Genomic DNA, 16,154 nt, shown 5'->3' with positions numbered 1-16,154 from the left:
TCGCCTGCGGACACGGTCATCACGCGGTACGAGCAGGCGTCAGGCCTGACGGGACTGGAGGCTCAGAGCTTTTTCCCGATGTAGCCCACGCGGGCGGTCCGGTTCTCGGCCACCAGCCGGAAGTGGAGTCTTCCGGCGCCGGGAGTGAATCGAGCATGCTGGTCGAAGACCTGGCTTGTGCCGTCGACATCGGTGAAAGAGCAGAGCCGCTTGCGCTGCTCGGCTTCTGGGGAGATGAACGTCTGCCACGCTGGCTGCGGCCTGATCTCGGGATTCCAGTCGGAGACCGACTGCTGAACCTTGGCCAGCACTGTTCGGACGGGGTGTACCCAACAACGGTCCAACTTGGCGAGATCGTCCTCGACGCGTGGCAGGAACTCCACATCGGGAAAGTGCTCCGCGCGCAGTCGCCAGAGATCGTCACCGGTGAGAATCGTGGTGACGCCAGCCGTGCTCAACCAGTCTCGGTGTGTGGAGACATGGTCACAGTGGGATGCATGCCGAACCTGTACGGCGTCTTCAGTGAGTCTGCTCTCCTGCTCATCGATCGCGATTCGGGTGACTTCCACTCCCGATTCTGTCCAGGCATCGTCCACCGGCAGACTCACAGCGATACCGTCGCTGATGTCCGCAGCCGCCAGTCCGGCGGCCGGGCGCCCGAGATGGCGATAGTCGACTCGGGAAGCGATCTCCGGCGGCACGATGTCGGCGAAGGTGACCGGCGAGCGGTCCTGTCTTCGCCTCAGGAAGCGCCATTGATCCAGATTGCGGGTATCGGCTGCCCACTTGGCCATCGGGTAGCCAGGACAAAGCTCGATAGCGGGCAGCCTCTCAGGAGTCACCAGTGCGGCGCCCGGCCTGCGTTTGTTGATCTCGCGCACTACGTCGACGAGCTCGGCCATCGCCGCGTCCACGTCCTGCCGACGATTCGACGTCGTGCACGAGAGCTCGTTTAGACAGATCAGGATCGGCACGGCGTCGTCTCCGTTAGTCCAGAAGCTCGTCGAGCGAACGATCCCATTCGTCGAAGAACCCGTCCGGCCACTCGGTCAAGGCCCCGTTCGCCTTCAGTTCTGGAGTCCGCACCTGCGGGCCCTCCCTCGTCTGCTCGAAGTAGTGGAGCCGGACGTCTCCGGTGGAGAGCAGATCGCGCTTCACGGCGAGACGGACCGCGTTCAACACATGGTCGCTATGGGTCTCGACGATGAGTTGCGCTCCGTTCGCCACAGCGCGGCAGGCCAGCTCCGTCATCATCGACTGCCCCCGGGGGTGTAGATGCGCCTCGGGATTCTCCAGCATGATCAAGCTGCCTGGTACGGCGGTGAGACAGGCCACGATGATCGGAAGCGCGTAGGTGAGTCCGAAACCGACGTTCGTCGGGCGGTATGGGTTGCTGGAGGACAGGCCCGCGCCGCCGCCGAACTGGTAGGAGAGCCGCACACTGTCCGTGCCGTCGATTCCCGTGGCCGAGAGACTTGCACCGGGACAAAGATGACCGAGCCAGGCCTCGGCCTGACTCAACAGGGTTGTCGACGTCGTCGTAGGATGGCGGAGCCGAGGGCCTGCGATCGAATCATCCTGATGGTTCCGCAGATAATTGACCGTGTGCTCGCCCCGCGCGCCGAGTGAGCGTCGCCGTACCGCCGCATCATGAGAGCGCGGGTAACTCACTGCTGGGGAGATGCGGTCCGCTCGCAGATACTGGAATCCATCGGCAAACGGGCTCAGTCTGCGGTAGACCTCCTCCGCAGGACTGTGGGTGAGTTCCAGCAGGTCGTCCTCGGCTCCGTAGCCCGCCGACCATCGGTATGAGACGTTCGAGTCGTCGGCGAGGCCGATCTCGATCTCTCCTGCGCCGCTCCACGCCTCGTGCCGAACGTCCTGCCCCCTGCCCAACTCGACGAACTCACCGTTGAGGAGCAGGCCGAGATGCGTATCGTCCGAGCCGAGCACACCCGACGTGAAGGACTGCCGCAACAGGGCGATCGCCTGAAGGACGCTGCTCTTACCGGAGGAGTTGAGCCCCGAGAGCAACGTGAAGGGCCCCAGGGGCAGGGCCAGCGTGGCGAAGGCCTTGAAATGTCTCAGGGTGAGGTGGCGGAGCATCACGCGGTCCCGTCGTGTCGACGCAGCACTTCGTCGAACATCTGAAATCTCGCGCGCACCTTACCGACATCTCCGGTGCCGACTGAGATCGCCCGTTCGAAGACCGGGTCGGCGAGAAGCTCGACCACATCGTCATTCACGATGTTTTTTTTGGCGACCAGTGTGCTGCGCTGTGCGGGGGTTCGGCTTGCCAGGTTCACCGAGGTGGCCTCGAACAGGGCCTTGTTGATGGGATTGCGCCCACGCTGCCCGAGGGCCTGTTTGCGGAATGTGTGGTAGCTGAAGAGGTCATGGGCACAGGTCATTGCCGCGTCGAACTCGGCGGCCAGTCTCGATCGCTCGGCTTCCGTCTCCGAGTTCAACTCCCACATGGTCTTGCGCAGGAAGGCGTCGAAGTCCTGCTCCGAATACTCCTGTGGGTTGGCTCGCCGAAACGCGAGGAACCGGAGAGCCATCTCCCGGTCGGCCATCCGACTCGGGGAGACGCTGCGGGCTGTCGCGGTCAGGAACTTCGGGCTCTGGGCGAGAGCGGACAGCAGCGCGCGGGCCGCGCCGGGGATGAGGGCGTGGCGCAACTCCTGCTGGGACAGCACGAGTCCGCCGGTGTTGATCCGGCCGAAGACGTTGAACTTCACCTCTTCCGGCGTCGTGTGCCGGATGAGATGCAACACCACCTCGGTCTCCTCCAGCCGGGTCATCAGACGCCCAGGGAGCTGGTTGAAGCGAAAACCTTCATACTCCCGCAGATACTCCAGATCGGAGAGCCTGAGCGGGCTGATGTCGACGCTTGCGGGCTCGATGAACCTGGCGATGGTGGTCAGCCGCTGGATCCCGTCGACGATGGACCAGGTCTCGCCCTCGTTCTCGGCCGCGTAGAAGGTGGGCAGCGGGATTCGCAGCAGGAGCGACTCGATGAGCCTGCTCTGTGCCTTCTCTGTCCAGAGACCCGCTTTTCGCTGAAAGTCCGGCGCGAGATCGATGCTGCCTCGCTTGATCCGGGACAACAACAGCGACACGGTCGGCGTCCTGGTGACGACGTCGATTCGTTCAGGATCGAAGGGATGCTGAATCTCGTTCGGTTCCTCCAGCTCGACGCCGCTGTCCCGACCGGTCGCGTCGAGTTCTACGACGATCGAGGAGGGCGATACGGCGAGGCCGTCCGGCGTGGCGCGGTCCATGGGAGTCGACGAACCTCCTCGTACGGGGGCTTGGAGTCCGACTCGAGGTGAGTCGCGGGCTCGGAGCCCTCCTAGGCTAGTCGTCGAAGACCGCACCGTCGGTGCGTGCCGCGCGGTGCCCCCGCGCAATCCACCCCGCCTCAGCGCGGCAGCAGGCTGGAGACGATTCCGGTGAGGTGAGCAAGTCTCGCGACCTCGGAGGCGCGGAACATGGGGCCGCCCGGCCTGCCGACCAGCAGGGCACGCTCCGGCCTGCCCAACGGGGTGGCGGCGAGTTCGGTGCCCAGCTCCCGCCAGGTCTCGGGCACCCAGTCCTCCTCGCCGTCGAGCACGAGCGACTTGTGCAGGGGCATCCACGGCAGATTCATCGAGCGGGTCTCCGGTGCCGCCGCACTGGCGGCGAGTCGGAACGCGCCGTCGCCGTTCTCGGCGAACACCACGGCCCAGCCCGCGCGGATGATCCGGGGCACCCCCTCGGCGAACACGTCCAACCCTTGACGCGGGTTGGCGGCCACCTCCTCGATCAGTTCCAGCTCTCGGTAGGTGTCGAGCACGCCTGCATAGGGCCGCACGGCGTCGACCTCGACGCCGTCCACCGACTCGGCCGCTGTGATCAGCACGTCGGGGAGCCTGCCGGAGGGCAGCTCCACCACCAGGTCGTCGATGGCCAGTCCCGCGCCGCGCTCGACGACGTCGACGCTCAGGATGTCGGCACCCACCGTGCCCAGCGCGCTCGCGACCGCGCCCAGCTTTCCCGGCTGGTCGGGCAGTTGCACGCGGATCAGGAAGGACACGGGTCCCAACGCCTCCTGTTGCCTGCGCGGAACCTCGCCGTCCGCGCCACGACCGGCGGATCCCATTCGTTCATCGTGGTCCGAATCGGAGTCGATGACCATTCTCGACCTCACCTACGGCGCGGCCTCGACTTCTCGTGAAGCCGACTGCCGCACCACCGCCGTCGGCCGAAATCATGGCAGACCACACCGTCGGATAGATCGCCCGACCGAGTTCGATCAGAGTTTGGAACGAAATTTTCATCCGCAGGCTGGCGGAAGTCCACACCGTGACGGTCGGATGCGACCCGCGACGACCTGCGCGGGGCTGCCCAATAGACTCGCGAGGTCTCGCACACTCACCGCGACCAGGGGGGCTTTCCAGTGCCCAGCATCTCCCGTGACGAGGTCGCGCACCTCGCTCGGCTGGCCAGGCTGGCCGTGACCGACGACGAGTTGGACACGTTCGCGGGCCAGCTCGACGTCATTCTGCGGTCGGTCGCCCAGGTCGGGGAGGTCGCCGCCGACGACATCCCGCCGACCTCACACGCCGTGCCGGTCACCAACGTCTTCCGGGACGACGTGATCCGGCCGGGTCTCACCCGCCAGGAGGCACTCGGCGGCGCGCCCGCCGTCGAGGAGAACCGCTTCCGCGTCCCGCGCATCCTCGGGGAGGAGCAGTGAACAGCCCGTTGATCCGGCTCACCGCGGCCGAGCTGGCCGCCAGGATTCATGCCAGGGAGGTCACCTCGGTCGAGGTGACCCAGGCCCACCTGGACCGCATCCAGGCAGTCGACGGGCGGATCAACGCGTTCCTGCACGTCGACACCGAGGGCGCGCTCGCCGCCGCCCGCCAGGTGGACGAGGCCCTCGACGCGGGCACGGCACCGGTCTCGCCGCTCGCGGGGGTTCCGCTGGCGCTCAAGGACGTGCTGACCACCAAGGGCATCCCGACCACCTGTGGTTCGAAGATGCTGGAGGGCTGGCGCCCGCCGTATGACGCCACGGTGACGGCCCGGCTGCACGCGGCGGGCGTGATCGTGCTCGGCAAGACCAACATGGACGAGTTCGCCATGGGCTCCTCCACCGAGAACTCGGCGTACGGGGTGACCCGCAACCCGTGGGACACCGACCGCATCCCCGGCGGGTCGGGCGGCGGCTCGTCGGCCTCGCTGGCGGCCTTCGAGGCCCCGCTGGCGATCGGCACCGACACGGGCGGCTCGATCCGCCAGCCCGGCTCGGTGACCGGCACGGTCGGTGTGAAGCCCACCTACGGCGGAGTCTCCCGGCACGGGCTCGTCGCCTTCTCCTCCTCGCTCGACCAGGCAGGCCCCTGCGCGCGCACCGTCCTGGACGCCGCACTGCTGCACGAGGTGATCGCCGGACACGACCCGATGGACTCCACGTCGATCGACGCCCCGGTTCCGCCGGTCGTCGCGGCGGCCAGGCAGGGCGCCGCAGGCGATCTGCGCGGGGTCCGGGTCGGCGTGGTCCGCGAGTTCTCCGGTGACGGCTACCAGCCCGGCGTCCTGCGGTCCTTCGAGGCGGCGGTGAAGCAGCTCACCGCCCTCGGCGCAGACGTCGTCGAGGTCTCCTGCCCGCACTTCGACTACGCCCTGGGCGCCTACTACCTGATCGCGCCGAGCGAGTGCTCCTCCAACCTGGCCCGCTTCGACGCCATGCGCTACGGCCTGCGCGTCGGCGGCGACGACCCGAAGCTGGGCGCCGAGGAGGTCATGTCCCTGACGCGGGAGGCGGGCTTCGGTCCCGAGGTCAAGCGGCGGATCATGCTCGGCACCTACGCGCTGTCCTCCGGCTACTACGACGCCTACTACGGGCAGGCGCAGAAGGTCCGGACGCTGATCACCCGCGACTTCACCGCCGCGTTCGAGAACGTCGACGTGCTGGTCTCGCCGACCACGCCCACCACGGCGTTCCGCATCGGCGAGCGGGCCGACGACCCGATGGCGATGTACCTGGCCGACCTGTGCACCATCCCGGCGAACCTGGCGGGCAACGCGGCGCTGAGCGTCCCCAGCGGGCTCTCGGACGAGGACGGCCTGCCGGTCGGCCTCCAGATCATGGCGCCTGCCATGGCCGACGACCGGATGTACCGGGTCGCCGCCGCCTACGAGGTCGCCCGCAACGCGGCCGCCGACGGCGCCTTGATCGACCGCGTTCCCGACGTGGCGGTCTGACGGCCGTGACCGACGGGGGAGGGGGTGCCCGGTGCTGACCCGGATCGAGATCGACGGGTTCAAGTCCTTCGCCGACTTCGGCCTGGACCTCCCTCCCTTCCTGGTCGTCCTCGGCCAGAACGCGAGCGGCAAGTCGAATCTGTTCGACGCGGTGCAGCTCCTCCGCAGGTTGGTGAGCGCGCCGTCACTGTTCGACGCCTTCGCCGACACGCGGGGCGAGCTGTCGGAGCTGTTCCGCCGCTATGCGGGCGGCGCGCAGGCGGATCGGATGTCCTTTGCAGTGGAGGTGCTGCTGGAGCCGACGGCGGTCGACCCGTTCGGTGAGGACATCGAGGTGAGCCACACCCGGCTGCGCTATGAGCTGAAGATCGGACTGCACACCGACTCCGACGGCTTCCCGCGCGCGCGGGTGTTGGAGGAGGCTGTGCGCCCGTTGCCTGCGAAGCAGGACGAATGGCTTCGTGCGGTGCGGGCGTCTCCGGCGTTCAAGGCCGAGAAGCTCCGCTACTCGGGCCGGCGGACGGACTTCCTTACAACGAAGGACAACGGCCAGGGAAACCGGGTGTTCGCGATCTCCCAGGAGGGCAGGCAGGGGCGGGCTCGGCAGATTCCCGCGCACGCGGCCGAGGCGACCGTGCTGTCCAGTATCACCTCCGCAGCCGACTTCCCGACCTTGTTTGCGCTGCGCCGTGAGCTGGAGTCCTGGCGGTTCCTCCAGTTGGACCCGGCCGCGCTGCGTCAACCGAGCACTCAGGAACAGCGCGGGGACGTGCTCGGTGCCAACGGGGCCAATCTGGCGAAGGTGCTGCGCAGGATCGAACGGGTTACGCGGGACGAGTACGGCAGTGGGCTCGACGACATCGCGGCGGCGCTGGCGACCGTGGTGCGGGGATTCAGTGGCGTCGAGGTTCAGGAGGACGCGGCCCAGGGGCGGTGGGAGACGTACTTGACTACGCGCGACGAGGGGCGGGTCAGCGCACGGGTGGCATCGGACGGCACGCTACGGGTGTTGGCTCTGCTTGCCGCGCTGCACGACCCAGATCACCGGGGTTTGGTCTGCTTCGAGGAGCCGGAGAACGGGATCTTTCCCCAGCGGCTGCAGGCGCTACTGGGCCTTCTCAGAGGGCTGGTGACCGATCCGGCAGCCGACGACGGGCAGGGCGAGCCGTTGGTCCAGTTGATCGTGTCGAGCCATTCGCCCGTTGTACTCACAGCGCTGGATCGAGCCGATCTGATGGTCATGGATTGGACGACGCGCGTGAGTGAGTCAGGCGGTGGCCGGATCTCGCGGGTGCGTCGCCTCCTGCTCTCCGTTGATCAGAAGGCGATCGGCTTCAACGATCTCCCGGCGTTGACGGTTCCCGAACGGCGTGCCCTGCCGGGGATTGATCTCGATGAGGCGAAGCGGGTGCTGGAGAGTTGAGTAGACAGCTCGCCTCTGTGCTCTTGGTGGAGAGCACCAGTGATGATCATTTCCTGTCTGGTCTGGTTGGTCGAGTTCTTCAGGACATCGGCCTGTCGGCTCGTGGAGTGGACTTCGAGGTGGTGGAGCCGGTGAGCATCGTTCGTCGCGGAGACAGCCCGTTCACTTCGTTCGCCGAGCAGGTGAGCATCATGTACCCACTGCCGTCGCTCGTCTTCCTCCACTTCGACGCCTCTGGCTCTCCTGAACGTGAGGAGGCTCGCGCCTTCGGCCCTATGCGCCGTGCCTGGGAGTCGTACGAGCTTCCCGAGCGGGCAGTGAAACTGCTTCCGCTCGCGCCGGTGCGGGAGATGGAGAGCTGGGCCCTGGCCGATATCGACGAGGTCAACCGGTTCGCGGGTCGCGATGTGCGGCAGTCGGGCGTCTTCGAGAGTGAACTGCTCGACGAGGTTGAGCGGCTCAGCGACCCGAAGAAGACTCTCGCCGATGCGCTGCGTGCCAGCTCTGGCAGACGCGGCCGTAGACCGAAGATGGCCGCAGCTGTCCTTTTACAGGCGCTCGCCGAGCGCATTCGACTTGATCAACTCGGCCGGGTTCCCTCATTCGCCCGGTGGCGAGCCGATACCGTGGCGGCGCTGCACGAACTGGGGTTTCTCCGGTGAGCGCCGTTGCCACGAGCGGGACGGCGATCTCGCAGCGGTAGACAGCGGCTCGCAGTGGAAAGGTGTCGAGAAGATGAACGACGTGTCGAAGCTGAACAAGCTGTTCGGGCTGGTCGGAGTGATCAGCGGCGGCGCCGCCGCGTTCAGCCAGTTCCGCAAGGCCAGGAAGGACTCGGATCGGCTGGCGCTGGCCCATGCCCTGACCAACCTGGCCGTGACGGTCACCGGTGCCGCGCTGTTCGCGCGCAGCCTCAGGAAGGACGACCAGGAGTGACCGCAGTGGCCGATCTGATGGACTACGACGAGGTGCTCGCCACCTTCGATCCGGTGCTGGGGCTGGAGGTGCACGTCGAGCTGTCCACCCAGACGAAGATGTTCTGCGGTTGTCCCACCGAGTTCGGCGCCGAGCCGAACACCCAGGTGTGCCAGACCTGCCTGGGGATGCCGGGTGCGCTGCCGGTCGTCAACGGCAAGGCGGTGGAGTCGGCGATCCGCATCGGGCTCGCGCTGAACTGTGACATCGCGTCGTGGTGCCGGTTCGCCAGGAAGAACTACTTCTACCCTGACATGCCGAAGAACTTCCAGACCTCCCAGTACGACGAGCCGATCGCCTTCAACGGCTACCTCGACGTCGTGTTGGAGGACGGCGAGACGGTCCGGGTCGAGATCGAGCGCGCCCACATGGAGGAGGACACCGGGAAGTCGCTGCACGTCGGCGGCGCCACCGGTCGGATCCACGGGGCCGAGCACTCGCTGCTGGACTACAACCGGGCGGGCGTGCCGCTGGTGGAGATCGTCACCAAACCGATCGTCGGTGCCGGCGCGCGGGCGCCCGAGGTGGCCAAGGCGTACGTGGCGACGCTGCGGGATCTGCTGAAGTCGCTCGACGTCTCGGACGTGCGGATGGACCAGGGATCGCTGCGCTGCGACGCCAACGTCTCGCTCATGGCGAAGACCGCGACCGAGTTCGGCACCCGCACCGAGACGAAGAACGTGAACTCCCTGCGCAGCGTCGAGCGGGCCGTGCGGTACGAGATGCGGCGGCAGGCCGTGCTGCTCACGCAGGGCGGCTCGATTCGCCAGGAGACCCGGCACTTCGAGGAGGCCTCCGGCTCGACGCGGGCGGGCAGGCCGAAGGAGACCTCGGAGGACTACCGCTACTTCCCCGAGCCCGACCTGGTGCCGATCGCGCCGCCTGCGGAGTGGATCGAGGAACTGCGCGGGACGCTGCCGGAGCTGCCGAGCGAGCGGCGCAGGCGGATTCAGCAGGAGTGGTCGCTCTCCGACGCCGAGCTGCGGGACCTGGAGAACGCGGGTGCGGTGGCGCTGGTGGCCGCGACCGTCGCCGAGGGCGCCTCGCCGGACGAGGCCAGGTCGTGGTGGGTGTCCTACCTGCTCGCGCAGGCGAACCAGCGGCAGGTCGAGCTGGCCGAGCTGCCGGTGACGCCCGCCCAGGTGGCGCGGGTCGTGGCGCTGGTGACCGAGGGCGCACTGACGAACAAGCTGGCCCGGCAGGTCGTCGACGGCGTGCTCGCGGGTGAGGGCGAACCGGACGAGGTCGTCGCCGCCCGCGGCCTGAAGGTGGTCTCCGACGACTCCGCGCTGCAGACGGCGGTGGAGGCTGCGCTCGCCGCCAACCCCGACGTGGCCGAGAAGATCCGGGGCGGCAAGGTCGCTGCCGCAGGCGCGATCGTCGGTGCCGTGATGAAGGCGACCAAGGGGCAGGCCGACGCCAAGCGCGTCCGCGAACTGGTCCTGGCCGCAGCGGGCGTCGAGGGCTGATTCGGACGCCGGATCGGCGCGGCGGCCCTGTTGTCGAGGGGCTGCCGCGCGGGCTCTGCCGCGCGGGCTCTGCCGCGCGGGCTCTGCCGCGCGGGCTGACCAGCGCTGTCCTCGCTGCGCTGCGGCCGCGCACCGGTCGGCCCACCTCCGTGAAGGCCTACGCCACCACGGTGCGGACGAGCACCGCCGGAGGGCAGGCCTGCATTCCCGAGACGCCCCTGGCGTACCGGCCGCCGCCGCCTCCTGAGGCCGAGCGGACAGGACGACCTGCGGGCCTGCCTGCCGCGCCGGGCAGGCACCGCCGACGTCGCAACACGAGGCGTGTCAGGTCCGCGTGATGCGGGCTCCCCGGTTGCCTCGGCCGGGTTCCGACAACGGACCGGCGCCGCAGCGCGTCCCGCACGGAGCACACCCGACGCGCCTGTATCGGTGAGTCGGCCGCCGCATCAGCCGGCGTCGCCACCGCCGTCCGACCGCGACGGCGAAGGCCTCGGCTTGCCGCCTGGGGTCGGCAGATCTCGCTCGGCGCGGGGGCCTGCCCGAGAAGGCGGGCCTACCCGTGTCAACGGGCAGGCGCCTCGCGCCCCGCAGCGGCCCGCGCTTCTTTCGGATCTTCGTTCTATGCCTTGACGGCGGCGCGCTCGTCCTCTTCCGGCGGAGCTTCATGCCTGCGGATCCCGTCGAGAAGGAAGGTGGTACGGCGGTCGTAGTCGTCTCGTCGGGGGCGGGTTCCATGTTTGAGAGCGAGTGCGGTGTCGCGGATGAGCGCATGGAGGTCGTCTGCCGTGAACTCGGGCCGCAGCGCGCCGACGGCTCTACCTGCCGTGATGAGTTCATGGTTCATCTCGCCCGCCCGCTCGCAGATCTCCATGAGCTGCGGTGAATGGGGGTATTCCTGCAGCATGACGTCGTTGGCCGCGGGCTGGCGGTACTGGAGGTCGCGGATCCCGGTGATGTAGTACGCGATCCGTTCTGCGGTGTCCTCGATGGTTCGGGTGCGGTCGATGACGGCGTACAGCTTGTTCGCGACGACTTCTTCGATGACGGCTTCGATGAGGCCGATCCGTCCGCCGAACCGGTTGAAGATCGTGGCCTTGCTCACTCCCGCGACCTTGGCGACTTCTTCCAACGGCGCGGTCAGACCCCGGCTGTGAAAGGCGTCGATCGCGGCGCGACGGATCTGCTCGGTATTGCGCTTGGCGTCGGCACGTAGCCGAGGTTTCCCCGGCGCTTCATCGGCCATGCGTCCTCCCTGGCTCCCGCTGCCCCACCACCATAACTTGACCCGCACGGTCAGGTTGCCTACGGTCGTCGGCAGAGTCGAACCTGACCCGGTGGGTCAACTTGTCGTGCGGTGCGCCATCACGCAGAGGTGCGCAGAAAGGACATCAGCATGATCGTCGTCACCGGCGCCACCGGCGCCCTCAACGGTGCCACCGTCGAGCATCTTCTCCAGCGCAAGTCGGCCGACCGGATCGGCGTCAGCGCGCGAGACGTCGCCAAGGCGCAGCACTTCGCCGAACGCGGCGTGCGCGTGCGGCAGGGCTCCTACGATGACCCGGTCGCGCTGCGTGACTCCTTCGCCGGTGCCGACCAGGTGCTGCTGGTGTCCTCCAACGACCCGGCGGCCGACGTGGTAGGCCAGCACCGCACCGCGATCGAGGCCGCCGCCGCCGCTGGCGCCCGGCGAATCCTCTACACCAGTCAGCAGAGCGCCGTCGGCAGCCCGTACCTCCCGGCGGCCGTCCACGCGGCTACCGAGGCGATCCTCGCCGACTCGGGGGTCGCCTGGACCTCGTTGCGCTACGGCTTCTTCGGCAGCCTCGACCAGTTGCTCGGTCCTTGGCGGCAGACCGGCGTGATCGCCAGGCCCGCAGACGGCCCCATCCCGTGGACCGATCGCGCCGACCTGGCCGAGGCCGCGGCGGTCATCCTCGCGGGCGACCGTTCCTTCGACGGCCCTGTCACGCTCTCCGCGCCTGCCGTCACCCTCGATGACTTCGCCAGGTTCCTCACCGAACTGACCGGTCGTCCCATCAAACGCATCGTCGTGGATGACGAACAGTGGGTCACCGAGCAGATGGAGAACGGCACTCCCGAGTTCGTGGCCAGACTGACGCTCACCCTGTTCCAAGCCACCCGTAGCGGCTACTTCGCGGGACAGGAGCCGCTACTGGCCGAACTCCTCGGCCGCGAACCGCGCAGTGCTGCCGATCAGGTCGCAGGCACTCTCGCGACCTGACGGGTGATCGAGGGTCGCGATCACCGGCAGGTGATCGACGTGATGGGGGTTCACCTACCGCACCGGAATGCCGTGGACGGACCTGCCTCAACGCTTCGGCGCCTGGGAAGGCGTTCGCAACCGGCTGCGGAAGCGGGCTGTCGACCTCGGGGAGGCATCCGGGCAGCGGATCGGCAACCCGTCGGCCAAGGCGCAACTCCGCAGGCGAAGCGGAACCGCAGAGACGTCCTCTGATGTTCGACCGCACGGAGCAGCGCTACGCCCCTCGAACGATTCGCCGACCAGTTCGACCACCGGCTACGCGATACGCCGAGACCGCCACCATCTGCCGGGCCGCACTCCACAGCGCACCGGCATCGTCATGCACGTGATCCAGACCGAGCGACTAGTCGCGCCCGTTGCCGCTCCCGGTCATGAACCGGTCGATGAGCACCACGCGATCATCGCTGCTGGTCGGGTCGCCGCCGTTCTTGTTCTCGGTACCGACCCAGACGTAGTCGTCCATGCCGGGTGCCGCGCCGGAGAACCGACCGAAGGTGCCCTCCTCGCTGTACTGCGGCGGGCTGGTGAAGGTCAGGTCGGGGCTCAACTCCAGGTTGGCGATGGCCTCCTGATCGCTCAGGAAGACCATGACCATGTCCGAGTAGGCCGCGCAGCCCGCGACACCCGGCCGCTCCGGCCAGTTCCAGGATGCCTCCCCCAGCGGCGCACCGGGTTCGACGAGATACAACAGGTCGCGCTCCTCGCCGCGATCGGTGACCCAGATCGATGAGCCGTCCACCGCCTGACACAGGCCAGCCGGGGCGGTCAGCCCGCTGCTGATCACCGTCGTCGTCGGATCGGGGTTGTCCGGGGCGGGGGCGCCGGTCTCGTCGATCCGCAGCACCTTGCCCGCCTGCGAGTTCGGATCGGCCGCCGCCGCCGGATCGCCTGCCGTGCCGGTCGCCAGCAGCAGCGCGCCGCGTACGTCGTTGGTCAACGCGCCCGTCGGGTCGCGGGGCAGCCCGGTCAGCACCGGCTTCGGCTCGTCGCCCGCCGCGATCCGCACGACGCGGTTGTCCTCCGGCGTGCTCAGGTAGGCGTAGACCAGGCTGTCCTCGGCGTAGTACGGCGACAGCGCCAGGCCGAGGAGACCGCCCCCGCCCTCGCCTGCGTCCACGTCGATCGTGGCGAAGACCTCCGGCGAGTCCTTGTCCGCCGGGTCGAGACCCCACCGCACCCGCAGAATCCGGCCGGTCGTGCGTTCGGCGACCAGGGCCTGTTCGCCGTCGGGCAGCACGGCCACCGCGGACACCGGGTCGAGACAGGTCACGACCACGGCCGGGTCGTAGTCGGTGCAGCCCTCGGGCGGCGGGACCGGTGTGGCGGAGGTCTCGCGGCCCGGCTCGCCGCTGTTGCCGCCCTCGTCCGGAAAGCGCGGGGCGTTGTCGGGGGCCGCCATCGGCGGCGGTGCCACGTCCCAGTCGGCGCGGGTCAGCCGCTCCTGCTCGGAGAAGTCGGCGCAGCCCGCCGCGACGAGGCCGAGCGCGACGAACCCGGCCAGCGCGGCCCGACGCCTCCGCAGACCCCGGTTCGGTGAACTCGGCATCTTTCGAGCCTAGGCGCCGTGTCGTGAGCGAGGGGTGAGCGGTCCCATGTCGGCGGGCACGTGGTCCGACTCGTCGTCTAGGGCGCGTCGGACGGCGGCGGCCCGTTCCACCAGCAGCAGCGCCTCGGCGGCGACCTCCTCCGGGGCCTCCAGCGGGATGAAGTGCGAGGTGGGCAGGATGCGGACCCGCGCCTGCGGCAGGCGGCCCACTGCCTCGGTGAGCGCCCTTGCGTCGGACACGACGTCGTGCCGTCCCACCAGCGCCGTCACCGGGCACCGCAGCCCGGTGATGTCCAGCGCCGGCACGGAGCCGACCGCTCGCAGCAGCTCTGCATAGAAGGCCCAGTCGAGGTGCAGGAAGGGGCGCAGCACCTCGGCCAGCAGCGCGGGATCGCCTGCGGGCAGCAGGAGCCCGCTGTGCCGGAGCAGCGCTCCGAGCTGTCTCGGGGGCAGCCTCGGCAGGCCGGCGGCCAGCAACGGGGCCGCCAGCCGCATCGCGTCCAGCCCGCCGGACATGACTCCCTTGACCAGCCCTCGGCCGCGAAACGGTCCAGGACCCGGCCCGCCGCTCGTCAGCCCGAGGACGAGGTCGACGGCGGCTCCCCACGGGCCTCGGATCGTCGCCAGGAGGTCACCGGGCGGGCCGGCGATCATCATCAGGCCGGTCACCCGATCCGGGGCGTTCCTGGCGAGTTCGGCGGCGACGGTCGCCCCGGACGACCAGCCGATCACCGAGGCGCGGTCGATCCCTGCGGAGTCCAGCACGGCCAGTGCGTCGCCGACATGGTCGGTCAGCATGATCCGGCTCGGGTCGGTGGGTCGTGCCGAGCCGAACGTCCCCCGGTAGTGCCAGCCGAACGCGTGGAGGCCCGCATCGGGGGCGGTCAGCGCAGGCCAGGACTGGGCGGGCGCGCCGAGCGCCCCGCATACCAGCACCGGCGGGCCCGGCGTCGTGCTGTGCCAGCTCACCAGTGCGGTTCCGTCGGGCGAGACCGTGCTGCCTTCCTCCGTCATCACAGCGAAGTCTGCCCCATCCACGCCGCCGTGCCCGGTCGAAACGGCCCGAACCCGAGATTCGCTCACCATCCCGCGTGCGCACGGCCGGGCATCCGCCGAGACCAGGCCGGTCGGGCGGAGCCGGGCAGCGCGGCCGAGGTCTGCTCGACGAAGCCGACTGGGCAGCCGGCATCCCGGTCGAGCCTGCGAGGCGGGTTACCGTGGCGCCCGTGACGACGATCGTTCTTGTCCCCAACGAACAGGGCGTGCAGGCGCTGGCCGGGAACCCCGACGTGCGGGCGGTCCGGTACCAGCCCGACGAGCCCTTCCCCGCCGCGGCCGCCGAGGCCGAGGTCCTCGTGCCGATGTTCCTCTCCGCGGGCGCGGTGGGTGCGCTGGCCGAGAGTCTTCCGAGGCTGCGGCTCATCCAGCTCCTCTCGGCCGGTGCCGAGGCGTGGCTGCCGCGCACCCCGCCGGGCGTGCGGCTCTCGACCGCGCGCGGCGCCCACGGCGGCAGCACCGCGGAGTGGGCCCTCGCGGCGATCCTGGCGATCTATCGGGAGCTGCCCGCCTTCGAGCGCACCCGGCAGGAGCGCCGCTGGGATCAGCGCGGCACCGACACCCTGCAGGGCAAGCGGGTGCTGGTCCTCGGCGCGGGCGACCTCGGGCGGGAGATGCGGCGCAGGCTGGACGCCTCCGACGCGAGCACGACGTTCGTGGCCCGCACGGCACGGGACGGCGTCCACGGTCTCGCCGAGCTCCCCCGGCTGCTCCCGGACCATGACGTCGTCGTCGTGATGGTGCCGCTGACGGCGGAGACGACCGGGCTGGTGGACGCGGACTTCCTCGCGGCGATGCCCGATCAGGCGATCCTGGTCAACGCCGCCCGAGGTCCGGTCGTCGACACCGCCGCGCTGCTGGCCGAGCTGACCACGGGACGGCTGCGGGCCGCGCTGGACGTCACCGATCCCGAGCCGCTGCCAGAGGACCATCCGTTGTGGACGGTCGACGGGCTGCTGCTGACCCCGCACGTCGGCGGCAGCACGCAGGGCGGACAGGATCGGGCCTGGGCGGTCGCCGCGCGGCAGATCGGGCTGTTCGCCTCCGGTGCGGACCCGGAAAACCTCGTGCACGGGGAATACTGAACGGACCTCATCTGACCCGACGCCGAGGGTGTCGGGGTGATCCGGGCATTACCCTGTGAGG

At 69.2% G+C, this 16,154-nt stretch carries 15 protein-coding genes; 8 read left to right on the top strand and 7 right to left on the bottom strand.

Going from position 1 to position 16,154, the window contains the following annotated elements:
- Nucleotides 1-62: 62 nt before the first annotated feature.
- The 4 genes from UA74_RS26265 to UA74_RS26250 all read right to left on the bottom strand — a co-directional run bounded on the left by UA74_RS26265 (nucleotide 63) and on the right by UA74_RS26250 (nucleotide 4,078).
- Nucleotides 63-974 (bottom strand): hypothetical protein, encoded by a 912-nt coding sequence (locus UA74_RS26265; RefSeq protein ID WP_075742617.1) that lies wholly within the window; start codon nucleotides 972-974, stop codon nucleotides 63-65.
- A gap of 13 nt (nucleotides 975-987) precedes the next feature.
- Nucleotides 988-2,106, bottom strand: a complete 1,119-nt coding sequence (locus tag UA74_RS26260; protein WP_075742616.1) for an AAA family ATPase — start codon at nucleotides 2,104-2,106, stop codon at nucleotides 988-990.
- Nucleotides 2,106-3,284 carry a GmrSD restriction endonuclease domain-containing protein gene (locus tag UA74_RS26255; RefSeq protein WP_083683651.1) on the bottom strand — a complete coding sequence of 393 codons (1,179 nt, stop codon included), beginning with the start codon at nucleotides 3,282-3,284 and terminating at the stop codon, nucleotides 2,106-2,108. The genes UA74_RS26260 and UA74_RS26255 overlap by 1 nt, the downstream gene beginning before the upstream one ends.
- A gap of 140 nt (nucleotides 3,285-3,424) precedes the next feature.
- The gene (locus UA74_RS26250; RefSeq protein WP_075744252.1) at nucleotides 3,425-4,078 is read right to left on the bottom strand and encodes an ACT domain-containing protein; all 654 of its coding nucleotides are present in this window, start codon (nucleotides 4,076-4,078) and stop codon (nucleotides 3,425-3,427) included.
- Between the two features lie 363 nt (nucleotides 4,079-4,441).
- Between UA74_RS26250 and gatC the strand changes: the two genes are divergently transcribed.
- From gatC to gatB, 6 genes are all read left to right on the top strand, one after another.
- Entirely contained in the window at nucleotides 4,442-4,741 is a 300-nt protein-coding gene (gatC, locus tag UA74_RS26245) for an Asp-tRNA(Asn)/Glu-tRNA(Gln) amidotransferase subunit GatC (protein ID WP_075742615.1), read from the top strand.
- The gene (gatA, locus tag UA74_RS26240) at nucleotides 4,738-6,255 is read left to right on the top strand and encodes an Asp-tRNA(Asn)/Glu-tRNA(Gln) amidotransferase subunit GatA (RefSeq protein WP_075742614.1); all 1,518 of its coding nucleotides are present in this window, start codon (nucleotides 4,738-4,740) and stop codon (nucleotides 6,253-6,255) included. Before gatC ends, gatA begins: the two co-directional genes overlap by 4 nt.
- A 31-nt stretch (nucleotides 6,256-6,286) precedes the next feature.
- A complete protein-coding gene (locus tag UA74_RS26235; RefSeq protein ID WP_075765659.1) occupies nucleotides 6,287-7,678 on the top strand; it encodes an AAA family ATPase in 1,392 nt (463 codons plus the stop codon).
- 23 nt (nucleotides 7,679-7,701) lie between these two features.
- Nucleotides 7,702-8,340, top strand: a complete 639-nt coding sequence (locus tag UA74_RS26230; protein WP_157442333.1) for a hypothetical protein — start codon at nucleotides 7,702-7,704, stop codon at nucleotides 8,338-8,340.
- A gap of 73 nt (nucleotides 8,341-8,413) precedes the next feature.
- On the top strand, nucleotides 8,414-8,614 hold the full coding sequence (locus UA74_RS26225) for a hypothetical protein (protein ID WP_075742611.1): 201 nt from the start codon (nucleotides 8,414-8,416) through the stop codon (nucleotides 8,612-8,614).
- Nucleotides 8,611-10,122: an Asp-tRNA(Asn)/Glu-tRNA(Gln) amidotransferase subunit GatB gene (gene gatB, locus UA74_RS26220; protein WP_075742610.1), complete on the top strand. Its 1,512-nt coding sequence runs from the start codon at nucleotides 8,611-8,613 to the stop codon at nucleotides 10,120-10,122. Before UA74_RS26225 ends, gatB begins: the two co-directional genes overlap by 4 nt.
- Nucleotides 10,123-10,741: 619 nt before the next feature.
- Here gatB and UA74_RS26215 read toward each other — a convergent pair.
- Complete coding sequence (locus UA74_RS26215) at nucleotides 10,742-11,365, bottom strand: TetR/AcrR family transcriptional regulator (RefSeq protein ID WP_075742609.1); 624 nt, start codon at nucleotides 11,363-11,365, stop codon at nucleotides 10,742-10,744.
- A 150-nt stretch (nucleotides 11,366-11,515) separates the two neighbouring features.
- Here UA74_RS26215 and UA74_RS26210 point away from each other — a divergent pair, with 150 nt between their 5' ends.
- Nucleotides 11,516-12,364, top strand: a complete 849-nt coding sequence (locus UA74_RS26210) for an NAD(P)H-binding protein (RefSeq protein WP_075766342.1) — start codon at nucleotides 11,516-11,518, stop codon at nucleotides 12,362-12,364.
- Nucleotides 12,365-12,749: 385 nt separating this feature from the next.
- Here the strand turns inward: UA74_RS26210 and UA74_RS26200 are convergent, their stop codons facing one another.
- The gene (locus UA74_RS26200; RefSeq protein WP_075742608.1) at nucleotides 12,750-13,952 is read right to left on the bottom strand and encodes a PQQ-dependent sugar dehydrogenase; all 1,203 of its coding nucleotides are present in this window, start codon (nucleotides 13,950-13,952) and stop codon (nucleotides 12,750-12,752) included.
- A gap of 9 nt (nucleotides 13,953-13,961) precedes the next feature.
- Nucleotides 13,962-14,966 (bottom strand): alpha/beta fold hydrolase, encoded by a 1,005-nt coding sequence (locus tag UA74_RS26195; RefSeq protein WP_075742607.1) that lies wholly within the window; start codon nucleotides 14,964-14,966, stop codon nucleotides 13,962-13,964.
- Nucleotides 14,967-15,178: 212 nt separating this feature from the next.
- On the opposite strand from UA74_RS26195, the gene UA74_RS26190 reads away from it, so the two are divergent.
- On the top strand, nucleotides 15,179-16,093 hold the full coding sequence (locus UA74_RS26190) for a 2-hydroxyacid dehydrogenase (RefSeq protein ID WP_075744250.1): 915 nt from the start codon (nucleotides 15,179-15,181) through the stop codon (nucleotides 16,091-16,093).
- Nucleotides 16,094-16,154: the final 61 nt, after the last annotated feature.

This window comes from Actinoalloteichus fjordicus (genome assembly GCF_001941625.1).
Lineage (GTDB): Bacteria > Actinomycetota > Actinomycetes > Mycobacteriales > Pseudonocardiaceae > Actinoalloteichus_A > Actinoalloteichus_A fjordicus.
This window is presented reverse-complemented; position numbering and strand designations above follow the sequence as displayed.

Bases quoted from the DNA above. Each gene is read 5' to 3' on its own strand.
- UA74_RS26255 (WP_083683651.1), bottom strand. From the start codon at position 3,284: ATGGACCGCGCCACGCCGGACGGCCTCGCCGTATCGCCCTCCTCGATC.
- UA74_RS26260 (WP_075742616.1), bottom strand. From the start codon at position 2,106: ATGCTCCGCCACCTCACCCTGAGACATTTCAAGGCCTTCGCCACGCTG.
- UA74_RS26225 (WP_075742611.1), top strand. From the start codon at position 8,414: ATGAACGACGTGTCGAAGCTGAACAAGCTGTTCGGGCTGGTCGGAGTG.
- UA74_RS26215 (WP_075742609.1), bottom strand. From the start codon at position 11,365: ATGGCCGATGAAGCGCCGGGGAAACCTCGGCTACGTGCCGACGCCAAG.
- UA74_RS26195 (WP_075742607.1), bottom strand. From the start codon at position 14,966: ATGACGGAGGAAGGCAGCACGGTCTCGCCCGACGGAACCGCACTGGTG.
- UA74_RS26200 (WP_075742608.1), bottom strand. From the start codon at position 13,952: ATGCCGAGTTCACCGAACCGGGGTCTGCGGAGGCGTCGGGCCGCGCTG.
- UA74_RS26210 (WP_075766342.1), top strand. From the start codon at position 11,516: ATGATCGTCGTCACCGGCGCCACCGGCGCCCTCAACGGTGCCACCGTC.